Annotated in this window: 22 protein-coding genes, 1 tRNA gene and 1 pseudogene; 15 read left to right on the forward strand and 9 right to left on the reverse strand. The window is 49.7% G+C overall.

The window, feature by feature from the left end; translation table 11 throughout:
* Positions 1 to 8 precede the first annotated feature (8 nt).
* The 5 genes from hemC to BWM17_RS06520 are packed head-to-tail and all read left to right on the forward strand — an operon-like array spanning position 9 to position 4133.
* Positions 9 to 941 carry a hydroxymethylbilane synthase gene (gene hemC, locus BWM17_RS06500; protein WP_309493126.1) on the forward strand — a complete coding sequence of 311 codons (933 nt, stop codon included), beginning with the start codon at positions 9 to 11 and terminating at the stop codon, positions 939 to 941.
* Entirely contained in the window at positions 928 to 1677 is a 750-nt protein-coding gene (gene cobA, locus BWM17_RS06505; protein ID WP_309493127.1) for a uroporphyrinogen-III C-methyltransferase, read from the forward strand. Before hemC ends, cobA begins: the two co-directional genes overlap by 14 nt.
* 6 nt (positions 1678 to 1683) lie before the next feature.
* On the forward strand, positions 1684 to 2592 hold the full coding sequence (locus BWM17_RS06510; RefSeq protein WP_309493128.1) for a uroporphyrinogen-III synthase: 909 nt from the start codon (positions 1684 to 1686) through the stop codon (positions 2590 to 2592).
* A gap of 2 nt (positions 2593 to 2594) precedes the next feature.
* Positions 2595 to 3686 carry a DUF362 domain-containing protein gene (locus tag BWM17_RS06515; RefSeq protein ID WP_309493129.1) on the forward strand — a complete coding sequence of 364 codons (1092 nt, stop codon included), beginning with the start codon at positions 2595 to 2597 and terminating at the stop codon, positions 3684 to 3686.
* Between the two features lie 30 nt (positions 3687 to 3716).
* A complete protein-coding gene (locus BWM17_RS06520) occupies positions 3717 to 4133 on the forward strand; it encodes a pyridoxamine 5'-phosphate oxidase family protein (RefSeq protein WP_309493130.1) in 417 nt (138 codons plus the stop codon).
* A 37-nt stretch (positions 4134 to 4170) separates the two neighbouring features.
* Here BWM17_RS06520 and comD read toward each other — a convergent pair whose 3' ends face one another.
* Positions 4171 to 5292: a sulfopyruvate decarboxylase subunit alpha gene (comD, locus tag BWM17_RS06525; RefSeq protein WP_309493131.1), complete on the reverse strand. Its 1122-nt coding sequence runs from the start codon at positions 5290 to 5292 to the stop codon at positions 4171 to 4173.
* Entirely contained in the window at positions 5289 to 6524 is a 1236-nt protein-coding gene (locus BWM17_RS06530) for a cysteate synthase (protein ID WP_309493132.1), read from the reverse strand. Before BWM17_RS06530 ends, comD begins: the two co-directional genes overlap by 4 nt.
* Before the next feature lie 92 nt (positions 6525 to 6616).
* Between BWM17_RS06530 and BWM17_RS06535 the strand changes: the two genes are divergently transcribed.
* From BWM17_RS06535 to BWM17_RS06560, 7 genes and pseudogenes are all read left to right on the forward strand, one after another.
* Entirely contained in the window at positions 6617 to 7549 is a 933-nt protein-coding gene (locus BWM17_RS06535) for an ABC transporter substrate-binding protein (RefSeq protein ID WP_309493133.1), read from the forward strand.
* A 42-nt stretch (positions 7550 to 7591) separates the two neighbouring features.
* A pseudogene (locus BWM17_RS09640) lies at positions 7592 to 7711 on the forward strand (AbrB/MazE/SpoVT family DNA-binding domain-containing protein); the annotation flags it as partial.
* A 105-nt stretch (positions 7712 to 7816) separates the two neighbouring features.
* Positions 7817 to 8032, forward strand: coding sequence for a 4-oxalocrotonate tautomerase family protein (locus BWM17_RS06540; protein WP_309493134.1), 216 nt, complete (start codon positions 7817 to 7819; stop codon positions 8030 to 8032).
* Between the two features lie 38 nt (positions 8033 to 8070).
* Complete coding sequence (locus tag BWM17_RS06545) at positions 8071 to 8586, forward strand: C-GCAxxG-C-C family protein (RefSeq protein WP_309493135.1); 516 nt, start codon at positions 8071 to 8073, stop codon at positions 8584 to 8586.
* A gap of 229 nt (positions 8587 to 8815) precedes the next feature.
* Positions 8816 to 8969 (forward strand) — tRNA-Lys (locus BWM17_RS06550).
* 282 nt (positions 8970 to 9251) lie between these two features.
* Positions 9252 to 10259 (forward strand): hypothetical protein, encoded by a 1008-nt coding sequence (locus tag BWM17_RS06555; protein WP_309493136.1) that lies wholly within the window; start codon positions 9252 to 9254, stop codon positions 10257 to 10259.
* Between the two features lie 214 nt (positions 10260 to 10473).
* Positions 10474 to 10947, forward strand: coding sequence for a hypothetical protein (locus tag BWM17_RS06560; RefSeq protein WP_309493137.1), 474 nt, complete (start codon positions 10474 to 10476; stop codon positions 10945 to 10947).
* A 69-nt stretch (positions 10948 to 11016) separates the two neighbouring features.
* On the opposite strand, the gene BWM17_RS06565 is transcribed toward BWM17_RS06560, so the two are convergent.
* From BWM17_RS06565 to BWM17_RS06590, 6 genes are all read right to left on the reverse strand, one after another.
* Positions 11017 to 11268, reverse strand: a complete 252-nt coding sequence (locus BWM17_RS06565) for a hypothetical protein (protein WP_309493138.1) — start codon at positions 11266 to 11268, stop codon at positions 11017 to 11019.
* Between the two features lie 8 nt (positions 11269 to 11276).
* Positions 11277 to 12044 carry a HEAT repeat domain-containing protein gene (locus BWM17_RS06570; RefSeq protein WP_309493139.1) on the reverse strand — a complete coding sequence of 256 codons (768 nt, stop codon included), beginning with the start codon at positions 12042 to 12044 and terminating at the stop codon, positions 11277 to 11279.
* A gap of 155 nt (positions 12045 to 12199) precedes the next feature.
* A complete protein-coding gene (locus tag BWM17_RS06575; RefSeq protein WP_309493140.1) occupies positions 12200 to 12658 on the reverse strand; it encodes a hypothetical protein in 459 nt (152 codons plus the stop codon).
* A gap of 7 nt (positions 12659 to 12665) precedes the next feature.
* A complete protein-coding gene (locus tag BWM17_RS06580) occupies positions 12666 to 14051 on the reverse strand; it encodes a FecR family protein (protein WP_309493141.1) in 1386 nt (461 codons plus the stop codon).
* Positions 14052 to 14233: 182 nt separating this feature from the next.
* Positions 14234 to 15532 (reverse strand): HEAT repeat domain-containing protein, encoded by a 1299-nt coding sequence (locus BWM17_RS06585; protein WP_309493142.1) that lies wholly within the window; start codon positions 15530 to 15532, stop codon positions 14234 to 14236.
* Positions 15533 to 15589: 57 nt separating this feature from the next.
* Entirely contained in the window at positions 15590 to 16339 is a 750-nt protein-coding gene (locus BWM17_RS06590; RefSeq protein ID WP_309493143.1) for a hypothetical protein, read from the reverse strand.
* 532 nt (positions 16340 to 16871) lie between these two features.
* Here BWM17_RS06590 and BWM17_RS06595 point away from each other — a divergent pair.
* Entirely contained in the window at positions 16872 to 18497 is a 1626-nt protein-coding gene (locus BWM17_RS06595; protein ID WP_309493144.1) for a HEAT repeat domain-containing protein, read from the forward strand.
* 903 nt (positions 18498 to 19400) lie between these two features.
* Here BWM17_RS06595 and csa3 read toward each other — a convergent pair.
* Positions 19401 to 20057: a CRISPR-associated CARF protein Csa3 gene (csa3, locus tag BWM17_RS06600; RefSeq protein ID WP_309493145.1), complete on the reverse strand. Its 657-nt coding sequence runs from the start codon at positions 20055 to 20057 to the stop codon at positions 19401 to 19403.
* Positions 20058 to 20188: 131 nt separating this feature from the next.
* On the opposite strand from csa3, the gene BWM17_RS06605 reads away from it, so the two are divergent.
* Entirely contained in the window at positions 20189 to 20659 is a 471-nt protein-coding gene (locus BWM17_RS06605; protein ID WP_309493146.1) for a hypothetical protein, read from the forward strand.
* Between the two features lie 2 nt (positions 20660 to 20661).
* Positions 20662 to 21864, forward strand: coding sequence for a DevR family CRISPR-associated autoregulator (locus tag BWM17_RS06610; protein ID WP_309493147.1), 1203 nt, complete (start codon positions 20662 to 20664; stop codon positions 21862 to 21864).
* Positions 21865 to 21867 lie beyond the last annotated feature (3 nt).

A 21867-nucleotide genomic window follows, 5' to 3' on the forward strand; every position in this document is an offset into this window, starting at 1 on the left:
GGGTTGCCATGAAACTGATCGTGGGAACTAGGGGAAGCAAGCTGTCCCTCATCCAAACAGACTCTGTAGTGCAGAAGCTCACCGAGGCTCTCCCAGACTTGAAGGTTGAAACCAAGGTCATCAAGACGACTGGGGACAAGTTTTCCCGCAGGCCTCTGCTAGCCATCAAGGAGAAGGGAATCTTCGAAAAAGAAATCGACATGGCCGTCCTCCGGGGTGAAGCTGACTTCGCCGTCCACAGCCTAAAGGACGTCCCCACCGAGCTGCCTCAAGGGCTGACCCTCGCCGCTGTTCCGGAGAGAGAGTCCCCCTACGATGTTCTTGTTTCCCGGGGAAACCTAGGCTTGGAAAACCTACCCCCAGGCGCCGTGGTGGGCACGGGAAGCCCTAGGAGGTCAGCTCAACTCCACGCCCTCAGACCAGACCTCCAGGTGAAGCCTATCCGAGGCAATGTAGACACAAGGGTTAGAAAGGTGAAACAGGGACTCTTCGATGCGGTCATACTGGCGGAAGCCGGGTTGAGGAGGTTGAGCATGGGCTCTCTCGCAACCAAACGTCTGCCCCCGGACCGTTTCACCCCAGCGCCAGGGCAGGGCGCCTTGGCAGTGGTTTCAAGAGAAGACGACGGGGAGGTCTTAAAAATTCTAAGCCGCGTGGACCATTCTCCCTCTAGGGCGGAGGTCCTAGCTGAAAGAGTCTTTGTCAGGGAAATGGGCGGGGGATGTAAGGTTCCCCTCGGAGCCCTCGCTTGTGTGCAGGGACGTCGACTGCTCCTCCATGCGGCTGTATTTTCGCCTGATGGAAAGATATGCCTTCAGACTTGGGAGGTGGGAAGCGTGAAGTCGCCTGAAGAAGCCGGGGTGAAACTGGCTCGAAGGATGAGGAGGCAGGGAGCCGGGGAACTCATCCAACATTGGAGGGCCCTCTATGAAAAAAGGTAAGGTCTTCCTCGTGGGAGCTGGACCCGGGGACCCGGAGCTCCTGACGCTTAAAGCTTTGAAGATCCTGAAAAAGGCAGACGTCGTCGTCTACGACCGGCTGATCGCCAGAGCGTCCCTTAAATTAGCCCCTAGAAAGGCTAAGAAGATCTACGTTGGCAAGGCTCACGGAAGCCACACCATACCCCAGGAAGCCATCCACAAAATCCTAGTGGAGGAAGCCTCTGAGGGGAAAACCGTGGTCAGGCTGAAGGGGGGAGACCCCTTCCTCTTCGGCCGTGGAGGGGAGGAGGCTCAGGAGCTCCGCAGAGCCAAGATTCCCTTCGAAGTTGTGCCGGGGGTAACCTCAGCCCTAGCCGTGCCGGCCTACGCTGGAATTCCCCTCACCCACCGAAACTACGCCTCCTCCGTGGCCATTGTCACCGGCCATGAGGACCCTAGGAAACGGGAAAGCTGGGTGAAATGGGATAAAATAGCCGCCTCCGTTGACACCATCGTGGTGCTCATGGGAGCCAAGAGGCTGGGTGAAATTGTCAAAAGCCTCCTAGAGGGAGGGCGAAGCCCGCAGACCCCTGTGGTCCTCATCGAGGAAGGCACCACAAAACGGCAGAGAAAAACCCTGGGGACACTGGGAGACATCGTGAAGAAGGCCTCCCGGAGAAAGGTTAAGCCCCCCGCCGTCATCGTCGTCGGGGACATAGTTCACCTGCACAAGGAGCTTTCTTGGTTTAAGCCGTGAACTCCCATGGCCCTTAGAGGTAAAACCATCGCCGTCACCAGGCCTGAGGAGCAGGCTCGCGGGATTTCCAAGCTAATCCGGAAGGAAGGGGGCTGCGTCTACCTAGCTCCCACGGTGGAGATAAAGCCGCCTAAGAGCCTAAGGCGGGCGGAGGCTCTCATCAAGGCTCTTGTCCAACGCAAGATCGACTACCTCATATTCATGAGCGTCAACGGCGTCCGAGGCCTCTTCGGCATCTCCAAAATTCTGGGGCTGGAAAGGGAGTTGCGGAAGGCTCTAGGCCGAACTCAGATTGCGGCCATAGGTCCTAAGACCCGGAGCGAGCTGGAAAAGAGAGGCGTCCGGGTGAAGCTTGTTCCCGCCCCCTATAGCTCTGAAGGGCTCATCCAAGCCTTCAGAAACCTGAGCCTAAAAGGCAAGACTGTGGCGATAGCTCGAACGGAGGACGCCGACTCCTACCTGCGGGAGGGGATGAAAGGCTTGGGAGCCAAGGTGGTGGAGGTTCCCGTCTACCGGTCGACGCTTCCCTCAGACAGGTCGAGGATGCTTCAGCTCGCCCGAGACCTCTCTGCGGCTAGGGTTGACGCTGTGACTTTCACCAGCTCCTCCACTGTCGAAAACCTCTTCAAGGTGGCTGCGAAAGCAGGTTTAGCTGGGAAGCTTAAAAAAGCCCTAGAGAGCTCGGTGACAGTCCTGGCCATTGGGTCGAAAACGCGGGAAACACTGCGGAAGCTTGGAGTTGCCTCGTCTCTGATGCCTGAGAAGTTCACCGCGGAAGCCATGTTGAAAGCTTACATCGACTTCTTGAAAGGGAGCTCACTTCCGCTCTTCCCTGCTTCAGGGAGGAGGCAGGTTTCCCCTTCCAGCAACCGTTTTAAAGGCTCTGTTCCTCCCCACCGTGAAAGGGAGGGGTAGCCTTGGCTGAGGTCTACTTTTTCGACTACGGGAAAGGAACCAGCATACTACCCGGCCTTGAAAAGCTTTTCTACTCCTCGGGAATGGCGGAGGTGGCCGCCCCCGGAGCTAGGGTTGCCGTAAAGGTTCACATGGGAGAGCGGGGAAACCTCACCTACCTCAGGCCCCCCATCGTCCGAAAGGTTGTGGAGCTGGTGAAGGCTGTGGGAGGCGTGCCCTTCGTCGCTGATACCACGGTGCTCTACCCCCAGAAGCGCTTCACAGCCCGAGACTGCTTGGAGACCGCTGCCTACAACGGCTTCACCCCTGAAACCGTTGGCGCCCCTATTGTCATAGCCGACGGGGAAGACGGCTACCAAGGGGTCTCCGTTGAAGTTGAAAGAACAGTGGACGGATGCAGGCTGAGGGAGGTAAAGGTTGCCTCCGCCTTCCTCGAAGCCGACGCCATGATAGTCTTATCCCATGCTAAAGGCCACCTTCTCTCCGGCTTCGGAGGAGCCTTGAAAAACCTAGCCATGGGATGCACCACGAAGCATGGGAAAGCCGCCCAGCATGCCTCCCACGGCCTAGGGTTCGACGGGTCCAAATGCGACGGTTGCGGGAAATGTGTTGAAGCCTGCGTTTATGCAGCCCTCAGGCTGGAGGGAGGCAAGGCTGTTCGAGACCTTGAAAAATGTATGCACTGCTGCAACTGCCTCTTTGTGTGTGAGAAGAACGCCTTCTACTGGCCTGAAGGTTGCAGGGATGTCTTCCAAGTGTACATAGCCCACGCTGCCTACGCGGTTGCGAAAGTCTTCAAGAAAGGCCGAATGGGCTTCCTCAACTTCGTGCAGGACGTTACTTCCCGCTGCGACTGCTGCACCACCGCGGAGAAGGCTGTCACCCAGGACGTAGGCATCCTTGCCTCCTCCGACCCTGTGGCCGTCGACAAAGCCTCCGTCGACCTGATAGACCAAGCGCCTAAGCTGGCTCAGCTTCCCCACGACCCGCCGGACATCCTAGGAAAGATAAACGGAACCAACTCCCTCATCCAGCTGCGCACAGCTCAGAAACTGGGACTGGGAAGCCTAAAATACGAGTTGACGACGATTTAAACAATCAAACCATACGCTGGGTGAGGGATGATGAAGGTGAACAAGGCGGTTATGGATTTTTTCAACTTCCCCTGCGCCAAGGGCCGGCCTCCGGTTTGGGTGGCAACCGTCTGCAAGGGGGCTCCGCACGTGGTCCCCGTGTGCTTTGTGAAGCCGCTAGGGGATGACAGGCTGCTGATAGCAAATGTCTTCATATCCAAAACCGTGAAAAACTTAAAGGAGAACCCTCATGTGGCTGTGGGCGCGTCCAAGAAGGACGAAGGCTTCGACGGCTACCTCCTAAAGGGCGCCGCGGAAATAATTGAAGAAGGCCCTGTGTTCGAAGAGTTCCGCAGAAACGTGGAGGAACTGAGCGGAGGAAAGAGAAAACCCCGCTCAGCCATACTGGTCCGCATAGAAGAGGTTTACTCCCTCCAACCTAGGCTGGGGAAAAAGAAACTTCACTGAAGGCTCCCTTCGTTTCAAAAGCCACGGAAGAGGAGTTTTAGCTCTTCAAAAATTCCACGACGTTCTCCTTTATTTCCCTAGAACTTAGGGGAACGTTTGGCAGCTCCACGTTGCCCGGCTTGGCCACGGCGTGGATGAAGTTAGGCCCCTCGCCCAACTCCTCTAAGACCCGGTGAAGCTGGTCTTTGGTGGCTACCTTATAGGTGTTTTTTATGCCGAACCCCCGGGCGACCAGCTCCAAGTCCGCGTAGCCGTTGGCCGCCGTGGGCTGGTTGCCTGTGGAGCCGTAGACTCCATTGTCGAAAACCAGTAGGGTGAGGTTTCGGGGGGCGGTCAGCGCGGTGGTGGCTAGGGTGCTGGGGTTCATCAGTATGCTGCCGTCTCCCTCCACCACGACGACTTCCTTCTGGGTGTTGAGGGCTATGCCTAACCCTACAGCCGAAGCCATCCCCATGCTGCCCAGCATGTAGAAGTTGGATTTCTGATGCTTCAGATGGTAGAGTTCCTTGCAAGGATAGCCCAAATTGCACACGACGGCTTTTCCCTCCAGATAGGGGACAGCTGCCTCCATGAGCTGAAACCTGGTGAAATGCGGGCGGATTCTCAGGACTTTGTGCTGTTGCTCTTCCAGTTCTTTTCTTTCCACGACGATGTTTTCCATTCCGCGCATGTTTTCACCCCAGAGTTTCGGGTTCAGCAAAAAGGCGTGGACGGTGTTTTCCTCGAAAACCTTTCCCAGAATGTCCTCCACCGCGGACAGCTCCCTAGGGTCCGCCAGCTCGGTGCGGCCTATCTCCAAGGCGTCCAGAAGTTTAGGGAGGTATTTTCCCATGGGAATCTGAGCCGCTATCCTTTCGTCGTAGACCCCCCTCCAGCTGACGAGGATGGGTAAGGGAAGCTGGTAAAACTTTGTCAGAGAACACAGAGCGTTGATGGTGTTTCCCACCCCGGAGCTTTGAATCAGCATCCCCGCCCTAGCGCCGGCTAGGGAGGCCCCTGCGCAGATGCCGACCCCCTCCTCCTCCCTGCTCAGGGGAACATGCCTGAAATGGCGGGGTATCTCGGCCAGAAGCCTCTGCACCCTTTCGCAGGGGAGGGAAACCATGAGGTTGACTCCTTTCCTCTTGAAAGAATCGACGATGACGCGTTCAGGCTTCATGATAGAACCTCCCTGAGTTCTTTTTCCGAGATGTCCTTGGAAACTTTTATTCCGTCCACGGGGTATATGTCCACGTCTTCTTTAACCCTTTTCTCCCCGCCTCCTGAAACATTCAGTAAAACGGTGTCCTCCGCATCCACCTTCCCCACCTCAACCGCCTTGAACAAAGACGCCACGGCGACGGCGGCTGCTGGGACAATGTCCACGCCTTCCACTTCCTCGAAGAGTTCCCCTGCCTTCCGAGCTTCAGCGTTGGTCACCGCGTACATTTCCCCCCCGGTAGCCGTCAAGGCATCGTAGAGGCCCCCCTTCACACCGTAGAGGGGAGAGCGTTTAGAGAGCACTTTAGCGTAGATCAGGTTCACCGCCTCCCCGGGAGGAAAGTCCTGGGGCAGAATTTCCCTCCGCCCAGCCTTCCAAGCCTCCACCATGGGGGCGAAGGGGCTGTTCTGAGACAGGTGCAGCCGCGGCAGCTCCCCGCCGAACCTTCCATCCTCCAGCAGCCTCAACGCTGCCTCCCAGGCGCCGATTCCCCCTGTGCCGCTGCTCACGGCTTGAAAATAATGCTCCGGCAGCCTACCTATCTCCCCCACAGCGTCCAGCAGCACCGTTCCCAGAGCGTCCCTCCGAGCGACGTTTCTGCCTCCCCCCTCGCAGGTGAAGCCTTCCATGGACCAAAGCTTCTTAGCCAAGGCATCCGCGTCGGAGTAGTCCCCCTCCACCACCAAGGTCTTAACCACAGGGGAAACCACCGGGCTCCAAACGTCGCCGACGCAGCTCCGCGGCACCACAGCGACCAAGGGGAAACCAGTCTGAGAGCCTATGTGCACGAACGCGCGGGCGGAATTGCCCGCGGAGGATACGACGATGTTTTTCACACCGCCCTCCAAGGCCCGCTGGATCACCACAGGAGCCTCCAACTCCTTGAAGGTGCACGTCTTAATCTCCGCTCCCAGCTCAGGGCAGTACCCGCTGAAGGAAACATACAGGTTCCGGAGGCCGAGCTCCCGGGCTAGGCCCCGGCTTTTGTAGGTCACCGGCTTCCCATGGTAGTCTGTGGTTTTCTCCACAGGAAGCCATCCGTAGAAACGCCACAAGCCTGGAAGGCTGCGGAGAATCAGCCTTTTTTCCGGATAGTTACTTCTTAGGATTCCATCATGCTTAGGGCATGTGAGGGTGAAGCCGCTGCTGTATTCTGCACCGCATTCCGGACACCTCAGAGTATACTTCATGGCTAGGCTGCCGGCTCCTCTCAAGCGGAATTGTTTCCCAAGATTTAAATCATCAGGAGAATTTAAGTCCTATTCAAGCGGAGGGCGGTGTTTTGAGAAGAGGACAACTGAGGATCGGCCACCTTTCCACCTTCTACCACACCTCGTTCATTCTCATGGGCACAGGGTGGATTGAAGCAGAGATGAACGTGGACGTGGACTGGGAGCTGTTCGCCGCCGGCCCCGAGATAGTTCAAGCCTTCGCCGACGGCCGCGTAGACATCGGATACATAGGACTGCCCCCCGCCGTCATCGGAATCGACCGAGGCATCCCCATCAAATGCATTGCCGGAGGCCATGTGGAAGGCACAGTCTTGGTGGCTGATAAAAAATTCAAGTCCTTGGAGGAGCTGGGAAGCGTGAAGGCTGTCCTTCAACAGTTCGGAGGCGGGACCATCGCCTCCCCCCAGCGAGGGTCAATCCACGACGTGATCATCCGCCACCTCATCAGGGAAGAGGGCCTCGAGGAAGCAGGCATAGCTGTGAAGAATTTCGAATGGGCTGACCTCATCCCCGACGCCCTCTTGGACGGAGAAGTGCAGGCAGCTGTGGGAACCCCTGCCTTAGCGGTGGCGGTTTTCCGGGTCTGCGACGGTAAGATGGTCATCCCCCCAAGCAGGATGTGGCCCTACAACCCCAGCTACGGAATCCTCGCCAGCAAGGAGATGGTGGAAAACACCCCCAGCCTGCTGGAGGATTTCCTAAGGCTTCACGAAAAAGCCTCAAACCTGATAAGAGAGGAGCCGGAAAAAGCAGCCCGCATAGTTTCCCGCGTGGTAGGGCTGGTGGACGAGGACTTTGTGCTCCAAGTCTACAGGGTCTCCCCGAGATATTGCGCCAGTCTCCCCAGAGAATACATCGACTCCACCCTAGCTTTTCTCCCCGTGCTGAAAAAGCTGGGCTATATCTCCCGGATGCTGAGGGAGGAGGACATATTCAACCTAAGCTTCATCAGAAAGATTCACCCCCAAACCCCCCACTACTAGCGGCATCCAACCCGCAGAGGGGTTCTTTTAAAGTCTTTAAGGACAACTATTCCTATGGGAATCATTAAGCAATTTAACCTTTCAGAAGGAGATAAACTTAATTGGGAAATTAGAGCTGAGGATGGGGAGCTTATAATAGTTGTAAAGCCATTAAGACGGTGAAAAAGATGGATGAGTTCGTATATACTGCCAAAATTAAAGAATAGCATGAACTTCGTATAATAAAAAAATTTAGGGTAGTTTAAAACTAAAAAGGAGGTGATCGAGATGCCGTTGATTCAAATGTATTTTGGAAAGGGCGCTCTCACAGATGAGCAGAAGGCCGACTTGTCCAGAAAAATCACCGACTTGATCGTCAAGGAGGCAAAACAACCACAACATTACACGTGGGTCATAATCCATGAGGTCCCCGTGGAGAACTGGATGGTCGATCGTCTCACCTTACCAGAGCTTAAGGCCAAGCTCATGGCCGAAAAGGAGTAACGAGTGCCCAAAAAGTAAGGTAATAGAAGGTGAGAAAAATGTCTGAAGAAAAACAACCTGATGTGAAGGAATTGCAAGAAAAAGTGATGCGATATTTCTGCGATAGACCCAGCAACTTCCCTACCGGGCGACCGTATAACTGCTGTGAAAGTGTTCTCTTAACTCTGCAAGAATATCTCGGTACAGATTCTGAGCTGATTCCGAAGATCGGTACGGCGATAGGTGCAGGGGTTAGCTTGAACGGGCTTCTTTGCGGTTCTATCTCAGGTGTGGCAATAGCTATTGGCATCAAATACGGGAGAAGTACTCCAGAGGAGAACCCGGAACCGGTATGGGCAATGATGAATGAATATGTGGCTGCCTTCAAAAAGAAGTTTGGCTATGTAAATTGCAGACAACTCACCGGTCTAAACTTAAAGACACCAGAGGGATTGAAAGAATACTTTACAAGGGTTCATGACTACGAATGCACTGAGAGATTAAAATTTGCAGTTGAGAAGGCTGTAGAGATCCTTAAAGGCAAGAGTAAAACATCGTCAGGGAACGTCGCCTAACAGAGCGTATCCGACTTCGGTGCTTCGCGCTTTCACCTAAATCCAGCAAAGCTGGACTTCAGATACGCTCGGAACGTTAAGTGAGACATTTTGTTCTATTTCAAGATCGATTTAGAGTTACCACTACGTCTGCAACACTACAAATGCAACACCCTAAGATTCAACAGAACCCGCGGAGGGAAAAGTTAATTATTTCTCCCCTGATAGTAACCATGGGCCTGCCAGAACTGGGCCCGTAGGCTGCCAGCCGCAGCCGGGAGGCTCAGCTAGGATAGAGCACCGGGCTTTTACGGGCCACCCGCCCAAAGCCACCCGGAAGAAGAAAGGCCAAGCCCGCCTCTTCTGGGGAAGGGTCTCGGGTTCGATTCCCGACGGGCCCGCCATTTCACTGGTTTAACGAATTCTTAAGCATTTGTTTATCAGCTGTATGAATTGTTTCTAAGGAAATAGCAGCGTCGTTGGTTGAAGGCTTTGGGAGCTGGCTTAGGATTAAACACTGTTCTGCTTTGATTTCCAGATTCAGTCTTAATTCTCCACTTCACCCATCCTAGAAAAGACCCCTCTTCTGTTTCTGTTGTTCCCTTGTCTGAAATGTGTTAAAGCCGGTAGGAAACATGCAAAACTATTTAATCTATAAGCTTCAATAAGATACTGAGGGTATTTTTATGTCGCAAAGCCTTATTTCTGATGCTCCGGGGATGAGAGACCTTGTTGGGACCTATGCGTGGGTTACGGGGAGGCACTCTGCGGCGCTCAGGAAGCTGGCTTCTAAGATTGTGAAATACTATGTTTCCTACGTGAAGGTTGAAGACGGAAAGGTGGTCAGCATCTCCCCTGAAAACGCTCACACACCCACCGTGGAGAACATGCTCTACCGTATACATGCAGGATGGTCCAAGGATCCTGAAGAAAAGGTTGGGCGGTTTGTGGACTCCAAGATTACCCTTGCAGAGCTACAAGAGATCAGGGAAGCGGCGGACGCAGCGTTACGCGTGATAGAGGAGAACAAGTGGCCAGCGGGAAACATGGCCCGCTGCCTCGAACCCTTCTTAGGTGTGATACGTGAACTCTTTGAGCTGATAAGAAAGAAAGACGTTACCTCGAATAAAGTCATCAAAAAGTATGAGGAGGCCGTGAGGAAGTTCCATAAGGAACTTGTCGAGACACCGTGGGACAAGCTCCCAAAAGCCGATCCCCCTACGATAAAAGAAACATTAGCAGATTTCGCCAAGATACTGGGGGAGGTGCAAAAAGGAGTAGAATTTTGGACCTTTTATTTGCCGGGTCTCCCCACAGACTTCGACAGGATCGCATCAACCTTCTATGTTTCAGTCAGGGAAATAGACGATGCCTTCCGCGGATACGAGGAGCTGGTCAGAAGTTGTAAAGAAAAGTCAGGCTTCATGAAAGGACCCCCACCTGACCTCACGCAAAGCGCAATGCAAGCCATGCGCAGATTATGGGATCTACTATGTGGACTGGGAATCCCAACCGTTCTGTCTTCCAACTATCTAAAAAAACCTATTTTCAAGAAAGAAGCGTTGAGAGAGATCGACAAAGCCATAGAGAAAGCTTCCAAGCAAGGCTACGTAGACGGCAAAGACGCGAGTAGAGTGCTCCATTTCCTAGGATTCGGCTCCCGTATGTCCATAGTCCGCTGGATGAACAGGTAAGATAACAAGGCTGGGGAGGGTAGCTACCGCAGTCTACTTCCACCGCCACATGGGACTAGGGATCAAAGGTGACACTCGCTACCCAGTCAAACAGTTTAGGAAACCTTGAAAAGTAGGCAGAACTGGTCTGCTTGATCCTTATAACGTAGCTGAAATCTTATCGCTTAAGAAGCAATTAAGGTCACTTTATAAGACTGCTAGCTAACATATACTCATGGCCCAGAAGATCTATCCTCTGATGAGACTGAGGGACATGGCCCTCATTTCTGTCATGTTTTTGTTCTTGTTCGCTGCTCTCAACGGGTTCCTGTTGCCTCTTTTAACTCGCTTCATTCCTGAAGCGGCATTGTTTTGGCTGGCTTGGGGTTGGATAATCTTTCTGTTATTGATACTTAGCGTCATCAGCATGATCCTTAATGGGTTGGGCATCAGGAAGAGTGAGATAGTCCTTGGCGAAGAAGGCATGCTCATCAAACACACCTTATGGAGGACGACTAGCATTCAAAAGGTAACAGATGTGAAGATATCCAAGTCTGGGAAAGTGACGGTCGAAGGCTTGAGTGCTGATGGAAAGAGAATCCGTAGAACGTTCTCAAGGACGTTTGGCTTAGCAAAGAAATGGGAGGATTTCAAGAAGGAATTGCAAAATTTCGTCACCCCCTCCAAGGAGCAACAAAGCCAAGGATAAAAAGGAGGAGTATTCACTAAACACCCTCATAAGCTCTGTCAGTTTCTAAACTGGAACTTCACCCCTCATTTATTCAAAGTTCCGACAGATCGGTTTATCCAAGAGTGATGGAGAAATCTGTTTTATCCCCTTTTCGAACGTGAACAGACTTTTCGTCTTATCCACTATCACGCCAAGTTTATTCAACTCAGCCTCCAATGGGCGGACTTCCCCTTCCCTTCCTACTATCGTTTCAGCTCTGAGTCCGAACTCTCCCAAAACCCCGAATGTGTTCTGCCCGTATTCTGTCCTGTCAAGGTATTCCTTTATAGCCTTCGCCATTTCCGCGTTCAGGTTTCCCTTCTTCCAGCTTTGATTCTTTCTAAGCGTTCTAGCCAGTCGTACAGCGGTTTCCTCGCCTTCTCCCAATCATAATTCTCCGGAGCCCCGAATGGCTGTTCTCTCAGATAATATTCCTGATCACGGTTTATCTGTTCGATGCCATGTTTGACAGCAGCGATCATTTCCTCTACAGAGATGTATTTCTCTAGGAAAGAGGCGTATCCATGTGTTTTGATCAAGCTTAGAATGAGTTCCTTATCCCTGCGGACATCGGGGTCCATCTCTTCGAGAAGCTTTTCGAATGCTACCACTGGAGGAACGTAAATCGTCGCTAAGAACTTCAGTATCACTTCTTTATCTTTTCTCCACCTTGAATCCTTGATGACAACTTCTGCTGCGGAACGGGAGTTCGGGGAGCCGGATGAGAGCATTATATCTCTGCATGTTCCATAATCTTCAAGCTTGACTAACGCCCGTTCGACGTGGGTAAGCCACGGACGATTTTTGTGATAACGATCTCTGTAGTATAATTCTCTGAGGGCTTGGACGGCATCCTCACCGCCTATGTTGGCCAACGCCTCCACGCTCACCGGAGTATGTGAGAATTTTGCATATTCTAGGAGAGGTTTAACGGCACGCTTGTCACCAAGTTCTCCCAGCCTCCTAGCAGTCTTCTCCCCTTCCTTCCCATAACGTCCCCGCTCGGAAAGCGCTTTTTCTAATTTGTCAATGTACTTGGGGACTTGGTCGCCGCGGAATCTGTCTAAGAAGCCCATCCGAATCCAGCAGACGATTGTTTTGCGGTAGATTTAAATGTTTCTAGCCCTGGAGTAAGCTTTGAGATTTGGGCGTAATGTCTTTCACGACTTCGATTCTACTTATAGATTGAAGATAATCCCTCTTGCTTCGGAGAATGCCTTGCAACCTAGGTTCATGTACGTTCTCGGGTAATTGCGGTATCTATACGTAGACAATTTAAGTCCTCTTTGAATTCCTCCCACCTTTCCTGCAGCTCCCCTTTCCTCGCAACCCGTTTCCTGATTTTCTTGCCGTCAGGAGCTTCGCCTACTATCGTTAAGCTTACCTCTTTCTTTCGAGCTCTCAAAGCCCTTCCTCTACTTATCTTTACCTCACCTATCTTCCTGATTACAATTTCTCCCAATGGTCGATGAAGAATTACACCTTCTTCAGCGATGGTGATCCTCGTTATCGTAAAGAGCAACAGAGCTGCTGCCATAATGGCCAGCAGAAGAAAGTAGGCAGCAAGAGGTCCGGAGCTTGGAAGAACTTTGTATCTGTAACTTATTCCAGCAAACATAAGAAGTAGTAGTACTGCACCGGCGTCTTTTCCCAGCCCACCAAGCTTATAGACCTTCTCCTCCGTACCCATAAAGACTTCAGCTCCTTCGTCTTCTTCTTACACCAAGATAGAGAGCTCCTGCTACCAAGGCTGTTAGCACGACAGCAAGCACGACCGGCATGGTTCCTGCCCAGAATGTGGTGGGTGTAGGTGTGGGCTTCAGAGTGGGCGTAGGTCGGGGTGAAGGCTTCTCTTCTACTATTTCCCACCACCTATCGATCTGTCCGGGATCGATCGAAGTTGGGTCTGAGGGTTTGCCGCCAGCTCTCACAACCGAGGTTTCATGCTGTTCTACAAGGACTGTCTTTGTGCGGGTTAGGTCGGAGAATTCAGCTGAACCCTCGAGGACGATTATGGTTGTAGTTCCATCTTCAGCGACCTCCAAGGAGAGTTCAGTCCCCCTAGTCCAAATCGTACTGAACGGAGTTGTTATGAGAAACCTTGCTCCGTCGATCCCAATCCACATCTTACCCCAGGAGAATTCCAGTTCTCTATCCCTTTCCCCACGGCCCAGCTGCTTGATGCTTACACGTGAGCTCTCTCCAACAACAAGAGAGGCGTTTTCCTCAGGGATGACTATCTTCACCTGCGTTTCCGACGCCGTGATCACGGTGTCTCCGACTTGAAGCATGGCGTAGTTTTCGTAACGGTACTCACCTGAATACTCATCATACTCTCCGATTCGGTGAGCGTCTATCGTCATCGCTCGTTCTTCATCGTCTCTAAGAACCTTGAAGTTGCCGTAGTAGGTGTCGGCGACCACGGAGAGACCCCATGTAGGATAGAGAACCTTCACGACCTCTCCCCCGGCCTTCACCGAGTATGGATCTGACTGGTAGCTTGTAAAGAGCACCAGCTTTGGCTTAGGTGTTATAGGAGGCTCGCCCACAGTCTCCTCCACGTACGTGAGCTTTGCAAACAGCCAGAGCACACCTATCTGCCACGTTCCCCTCCATGTACTCGGTTCACCTTCCCTTGGAAAAAAGACTAAGGACGCCGTTATAGCAGGCTCCTCGTCGGGGTAAATTGACAGCTGAGGGGGATCTAGGGAAATGGTGCCGGTGATCCCGACCACATATTCGGTGGGGCTTATCTCAGCCGCTACATGGGTGATATTTGGGTGATGATGGACGTAGTGTGGCTGCTGAAGTATGACCTTGGCCTTTCCGGCTAGGGGCGCAGATTTCCCCTCACTGCCTACATCCTGCACGGTGAACGCCAGCTTAACCGTACACTTCCAGGTTGATGCCTCCTGTCCATGAGCCTCCGTCCATGTAGCTTCTAATTCCCCGCTCCAACTACCCGCATACTTGAACCCGGAATCCTCCGCATGTACGCTTGGCACTTGGGTTGAAGCTGTGATCGAGGTTGATAGAGCAACAATCACTATGAGAAATACGGTTGCCAGCGCATGTTGAGGCATTTATACACTATCCGCCAAACCTCTTTTAGCAAGGAGAATTTATAAACTTTATATCCACGGCATACAAAGTTTCCAAAACTTGGAGACGTTTATAGGCCTGTACAGCATGGAGTCGGGATTCCAACCTTCGCCCTAAGGAGGTTTTGACTTAACTTTCTTGAGGGCTAGCGTCGTCTTGTCACCTATGCTGTTTCGCCTTTCGTCTCATGTCTCAACACATGAAGTAGCAGACCTTCTCGTAGCCTCTCTGCGTCCGGCTCAAGTTTCTCCGTATAGCTGAATACGTGGCTACTGCACTTCCTACATTTCCACACCCATAAAGTCAGGGAATCACTCGTTTCCACCTTATACTCAAACCATTCCTTAATAGGCTTAGAAGACGGTCTCATTCTAGTTCGGATCTTTTCAAGCGCTTCCGCTGCTTTTCGGCGAACCAATGTACTATCTTTTGCAGTGTAATACGTATTCTCTACGTAGGTCCCATACCATTCGACCGTGTCAATTAATGGTTCAACGGCCCTTTCATCCCCAACTTCACCCAAGGCCTCGGCGGCCCATGGTTTAATGTCAACGTCAACTCTGCTCCTTCTCCAACGGTCATCTGTCAGTACTTTGATGAGTGCTTCAACATCCCTTTCCTTTGTCATTTTATCTATCATCCTCTGAGAAATATATCGAACGGCGCTACGCGCAGCGTCGCTCACCGGATATTCATACTCGATCCTTGATTCTGAATAGTAGCCAGCTTCGTCTACGTTCTGATCGCTTACATGCCTTTCTTCCTTATACGGATCTGAGATTGCCACTTGGAGAAGAAGTTCGATCGCTTGTTCGTTTCCAATTCGGCCCAGTGCTTCAGCCGCGTCTTTGCGTACTCCCCACCAACTGTCTTTAAGAGCTTCGATCAGAGGAGGCACCGCCCAAGCGCCACCTATTCTTTTCACCATTTCGACAACGGTATCCTTCCCGGGGACTTCCCTAGAGTCTTTACCAAGGGTCTTGGCCAATTGCCTGAAGGCAGGTTCACCGAGTTCTGCCAGCACATCGGCGGCAATGTCGGTGGGCACTTTACCGCAATATTTGATAAGGGTTGCGATGGCTTTCTCATCACCCTCCTTTCCTAGGTTAGCAAGGTCTTTAAATGCCCTAACACACTCTTCCTCTCCGAAATCCCCAAGCTCCCAGGCCAGTGCCTCTACGGTCGAGCTGTTCATCGCTCTCAACGCTTCAGCAGCACATCGGCATATCTGAACATATGCATCTTGATATGCACGCCAGTCCTTAGATGGTATGCGGTGGGGGTCGTGCTGTTGAAGCGTTTTGCACAACGGTTCCACGGCGCGTCTATCACCAATTCGACCTAACGCTCGGGCAGCTCCGGCGCGAACATCTAGGTCCCTATGGTTGAGCGCCTTTACCAATCCCTCAACATTCCGTTTCCGCTCCATCTTCTCGATATCGGGCTTGCCGAATATTCCCATTTTTGTCACTCACTTTTCATTAAGCTTTATTCCCATTTTGGCCGAAACATCTTCCCCTTATGGAAGCCAGCCACCTATGTTTATCCAAGCGTGCTCCAAGTCGATTTCATCAGCGGGGGATTTCTTCACGATGTGCCAAGCCAGTTTCATCAAATCTTTTCCGCCCATCTCATACAGTTCTTCCCCTATCTTCCTAGCTCGGATGTTCTTCCTCCTCTCCATTCCGCGCCCTTCTGGATAGAAACTGGGACCCTTTCCAAAGTATCCTTGAGTTACTCCTATTGAGATCAACTCCGTGACCAGTCTTTCAAACTCCTCAAGTCTGTCGCCAGGAGTCACAACAGTCGTTATGATTTTCGCCTTCTTCTTGTAGATGATCTCGACGACGGCCCGCTGAAACACCTGGACCTTGTATATGCTTAGCTTTCTCCCAATTCCAAACACCCCCTTCCTACCTGGGGACGCCAATTCAACGCTTCTCAGCGACGCAGTATCGTCAATCCTTTTTTTCGCTCTCTTCTTGGCGTCCTCTTCATCGAGCGCTTCGATTGTAAACTCCTTCTTTCCAGAAGACAGGTAAACTTTCTTGTCTAGGACTTCTCCATCAGCGGGTACATCTTTTCTTGCCTTCTCGAAGGCTTCCTCGACCGTTTGCGCAACAGACCTTATCGTTTTGGGCTTTCCATCGGAAATGATCTTCGAGTCTAATTTCAAGAGAGGACCCATGATCGATAGTATCTCGCGCTTAACTTGTTTCCTGGCCTCTGCCAGAGATTCACCTTCGCCCACTATCTTTAGCGTAGTCATCTTATCGCCCCTCTGGTATTAAATATACCACATTCGGAACATCTTTCAGGTACCCTTTTTTCCGCATGCGTGTCTTCTCCCAAAAACAGCTTATCAAATATTCCCAACCTTTGTTCACCTAGAGCTCATAATATGAAAGCCTACTAACATTTATTAAATGAGTAGTACTTCACCTAATGGGGCATCTCATGACTAAGGGCCATATGAAGGATTCAGGTATAAGGCGTTGGCTTCACGAAGTGAACGGCATCAAGCCATGGGAGTAAGCATTATGAGCGCTTCGCCAACAGTAAAAAATAACATCTACAAAACAGGAGTCCTCTACGGGATTAACGTAAAGGAAAACATATACCAAGACTCAGCTCACGGTACTGCTTACACCTTGCTTGATAAGTATACCCCTAGTATCCGTGGGAGAAATTAGCATGCCAACCCTCCTATTAACGGCTGCTACAGGAGCCTTCGTGTTTTTCACGATTATCTTAACAGCGGGACAACCACCATAAAAAATCTGAAATGAAAGGAGATAAAAATGAGTGAGCCACCAACCTTAGTAAAATTAGAGGAAACATTACAACTCATCGAAAAAACCAGAACAGCAGAATCACCGAGCCAAAAAGTTGAATTTTTAAAGAAAACTGCTGACCAAATTTTACCTTACATTAAACAATGGAAGCCCATTTATTTACGATTAGAATCTGGATTTGAAGAAGAAACCATAACCGGGCCGCCACCCTATAGAAGACCCATAGAAACAATTATAAAAGAATACGTAAAAGAAAGTGGCAAACATGCAGATAAAGGTATTCTTCTCTACGAGCAGCCGATAGCAAATCGTAAAATTGGAGAGATATGCGAGATTTGGCTTCTTCGCTCTGGGCGTTTACTCCTAATAGAAACATTAAGCTGCGAATATAACGCTGGATATTGGGGTGGATATAAAGACGAAACTCATTATCCGAATACCTACAAATGGTCAGGGAAAGCTACGAAAACAGTTGACCCCGATGAGTTAGTTTCAAGATCAGATGAAATTGTGAAAGGTTTCGTTCAAATAATAAAGGATATCTTATTTACTATCAAAGAGGTTGAGGAAGGCCAACAAAAAACCCTATTTTATATTTTAGAAACTTTATTATCAGAGAATATAACCATCGATAGATTTCTTGAACAGCTGTCATCTAAATCTACATCCACCATTGGCAAATATCTCTTTGAAGGAAATGTTTTTAACACGCTCTCTAGAAGTCTGCTTTTATCTTTAATATCTGCCGGTGTTCTTGCAAAAGTTGGAAAAAATGTGATCACGCCTTTGATTAAAAAGTTTAACGAGGCAGGTGAAAAAGACTCTGAACTTTGTTTGGAGATAATCAATGTTCTTTTAAAGATCGACGATGGTGATGATACCACTGAGTTTCTCATAAAAGCAGTTGAAGAAGGTATTGGTTATAGATGGGGCAACTCCGTCATAGCCAGAAATGTTGCGGCTAAATTAGGGGAAATAGGTGATGAGAGAGCATACTTACCCCTCCTCAAATCTCTCAAAGGCCTTTCTCTCATAAAGGATGATGACCTGAGATTCAAAGCAATTCGGTCAACTGAAGAAGCACTGCTCAAAGTCGCGAGCAAGTTAACCGCAAAGTCTATCGAACCCCTAATTCAAGCTCTCAATGATACTGATTATAAAACACGCTTGTGGGCGGTGGTAGGATTAGGTGAAATTGGGGATGAGAAAGCAACGGAACATCTTATCAAAATCTTAGACGATGAAACTTGGGGAATAAGAGACAACGCAGTTGTGGCGCTAATGAAAATCGGGGGCGAAAAAGTGCTCAATGTTGTTATCCAAACCCTGATCGAAACGCTCGATGAGCCTTTTGATTTTAGGTGTAAGCAGGCGATAATTAAATTAGGAGAAATTGGAGATGAAAGAGCAGCAGAGCCTCTTATCAAAATCTTAAACGAAAACACAAAGGTAGAACTTAGAATAGAAGCGGCAAAGGCTCTTGGCAGGATTGGTAGTGAAAAAGCTATAGGTGCTCTTGTCCAAGTTTACAAGAAAGATAGAGACAAACAGTTACAGTCTGTTGCAAAGGAAATCCTAGATAGGCTGGGCAAACGACCTAAATCTCGATTTGAGAAAATGTTTGGAAGATAACGGTCAAATTAAATAGCGCTACACTTGCAAGCTAGCTGATTTAAGGAAAATGCTATCAAATTAGGAGTAGGTAAACTATTCTGATTAAGACCCTTTATCCCAATGTTCTTCATATGTTGTCAACTGCCTCACCGTTTACACTCCATGCTTCTACGACCTACACTGCAGCTGAACAGCAGGGACAGCCGCTTTAGGGGCGGTGGGCGTCTCAAAAATTAAGCCAGCTGTTTAGTGAACTATGCAATAAACCTGCTATCTCCGCCACTATCCAATAAATTTAACCCGTTCCTTTTTTCTTCCTAGACCTTAAGAAAAATAGTGAGTTGAATAGAGGCATGTTCGTCCAAGCCTTTTCAGGGGCGCCTCACCCCAGGGGTGGGGTTTCGAGACACCGTGAGTCTGACGTTCTAATGCTTTTTTGACGGCTTCAAGTTCACCACGGACCATTTTGAGTCTAAGGCCTTGTCTTAGAACGAAGTGTTTCCGATGCCTAGCAACGGCATCCTTGCTCACCGGCACGCCTAAGGCGCAAACTTTGGCGGCTATCTGGCGTAGAGATATTCCTCGCTCTGTCTGACCCTTCACGGCTACCTGAAGCTTCGGAGGCGGGCTGCAAATCTTACAGGGACGCCCACCTTTACCCTGTCTTGAACTAACTCCCCTCAGCGATAAGTTATCTTACTGTTGAATATCTCCAGCAGCAAAGTAGCCCTAGGAGATTATGAGAAATAAGAAAATTGTTCCTTAGTTCTTATGAAGATTCAAGATCGGATGTAAATCCGCCTGCGTGCTGGCTAGGTTTGCCGGGTACTCCGACATAGGAGGGGTCTGAACAAGCTGTTCGAAGCGGCAAAACTCCTAACAAAATCACAGGAACAGTAAAGGTTTGAATGACTGTCGGGATTATGTCAACATCTTGCCCAACTCTGATGCTTGGATTTGGATTTTTCTGCCTTCCCTCCTAAGAGTGACGAACCCATCGGATGCCAACCTCCGTAGGACCCTTGAAAGAGTTGAGGAGCTTACGTCGAGGGCCTTCAGAAGCTCGCCTGTTTCCATCATGCCTTCGCTGTTGCCCAGCGTTCTTAAGACCATGCGTTCTGTTTCGCTAAGTTTCCTGAGAAGACCTAGAGGTGTTAGCCTAACCGTTCCGGCTGCCCCTTCAAGTTCTAGGTCGGTGAACGAGAGCCTTACCCCATTGATGGCGGAGAGTAAAGCGGCGGTGTAGGCTTCGAGGACGAGGGCCCGCATCCCCCCGCTGAGGTTGAGGTAGACCTCCCCTCTAGAGGCTTCCCGCTCGATCAGCCCCTTAACCAAGCTTACGGCCTGGACAAAGTCTTCCACCGGTATGTTTAGGCGTTCGAGGCCTATGGTTCCGCCGGAAATGGCGTTCAGCATTTCCCTCAACTTCTCCATGGCGTTAGAAACTCTGGCCTCGTCCCCGATGCCCTTAGGAACGAGGACTACCAGCTTATCGTCCCGGCTAAGCCCCAGCCTAACCACCGGAGCCAAAACCGCAGACTCGGTAAAGCCGAAAGTGTTAATGAAAGTCTTAGACAAGCTTCAGCCTCCCAATTTCACTTATTAGGAAAACATTTCATAAAATTGAAATATAGGCTTTTCTATTTCAAAATACCGAAAAATTTAAAAAGCATATAAGACCCAAAAATATTTTTACGGGGGCCCTAATTATGTCGTTAAAAGAAAGTTTTAGGGAAGAATTCCAAGAGGTGGTTGACGTCTTAGGCGTGTTTGCCAGAATGGGGGCTTACGGTTTAATAGACCGTATAGCCGGAGCCCTAACACCTGAAGCAGTTGAACATGCACTCTACGACGCTATGAGAAGCCTTAACGCATTAATAAGGCAAGCCTCAATCGTAAAGATTGAGAACAAAGATGAGCCCATGAAAATAGTTGACTGGACCGAAAAACTTGACGACCCTCGCTATCAACTAGCAGAGGAAGGAAAAGTTGTTGAAGTTATAAGCGGCTCAACCGAGTTACGTGGTAAACGTGTACGCTACGTTAAGGTACCAGATTATCTTCCAAGTCAAGAAAAGCTCGACAGCTTTGTAAGCCAAGTTAAAGAAAAAGGTTTTGAGGGTTTAAGCTTAGCCCGCAGAGTTGCACTTCTTTCACTGACACCTTACAGGAGAGGATAAGCATGTTTTTAAGCGTTTCAGCCCGTTTTCTTGTAAACGTTGAAGCATTAAATATGGTCGAAAGCGTTGGTAACGTTGTCAGACATAGGAGAGCTCCTATAATAGTCCCAAGTAGCAATAAAAATGAATACGTGTTGGTTTATACACCAGTTATAAGTGGGGAGAGCATAGCAAATGCCTACCAACGCTGGATGGCTGAACTTGCAAAACAAGAAAATCTACCGGTGTGTACTAACTGTGAAAGAGCTTTCTTCGTTAAACATGGAGATCGCGAAATATTTGGTGATAAGAATTGGGAAATTAAACTTAAAGAGATTATCGAAAGATTTGCTGAACGCAGAAGAATGGAAAACTGGAATGAGTTAAAACAACGTATTATGGATATGAAAAATCTGGTAAACAAAGTTTCAAGCCACTGGGCAAACAGCTTCGATGAATGGATTAAAAACAAAGAACAAAATCCTCCTAAGCGCCGTGAAGAACTGGATAGCGCTTGGAATGAATTACGTTCATTATCTATCCATTACATGGAAGAATCCCTTATAAACAACTGCGTAGTTGAAGATATAGGTGGCTTCCTTTTACCAGAAGAATTTCCAGTTAAGCGTACTTCTAAGTTTCAAGTCGGTTTTATGGTTCCAGCCTATGATCAGATAAGAACCTCTGCTTTAGAAGCTCAATTCCACGTGAGATACGCTCCGGATCCCGCTAGACATAGCATATACTATGTGGAGTTAGGCTCGGCACTTTATGCATTTCATTTTAATATAGACTTAGGTGCGATTGGTTACACTAGTATGATGAAAAAAGAGATGGTAGTAAATGAAGATGAAAGACTAAAACGGATAGAACTCGCAGTTAAAGCTTTAACCCACATGTTAGAGAATAAACTATTCGGTGCACATCTTTCACGTCATAATCCTGTAGGTGAACTTAGAAGTCTCGTAGCAGTCGTTAGTGAACCTTTACCATTTACAACCTCCATAGCTCATGGAATCGATTACGTCGAAGATACAAGCAAGAGGGCCAAGCGATTTTCAGAAATTATTACAAATGAATCATCATATGGGCAGTTTATTAATAAAGAAGGTCTAGGAACAAAGGAAGTTTCTGAAGAACGAGTTAATCTAAAACGAACTGAAACCGTCTCGGAGGTCTTTAAAAATATAATTAAACATGTAACCGAGGAGCTTAAGACTAAGTGACTA

The organism is Candidatus Hecatella orcuttiae, from assembly GCF_002009985.1.
Taxonomy (GTDB): Archaea; Thermoproteota; Bathyarchaeia; order Hecatellales; family Hecatellaceae; genus Hecatella; species Hecatella orcuttiae.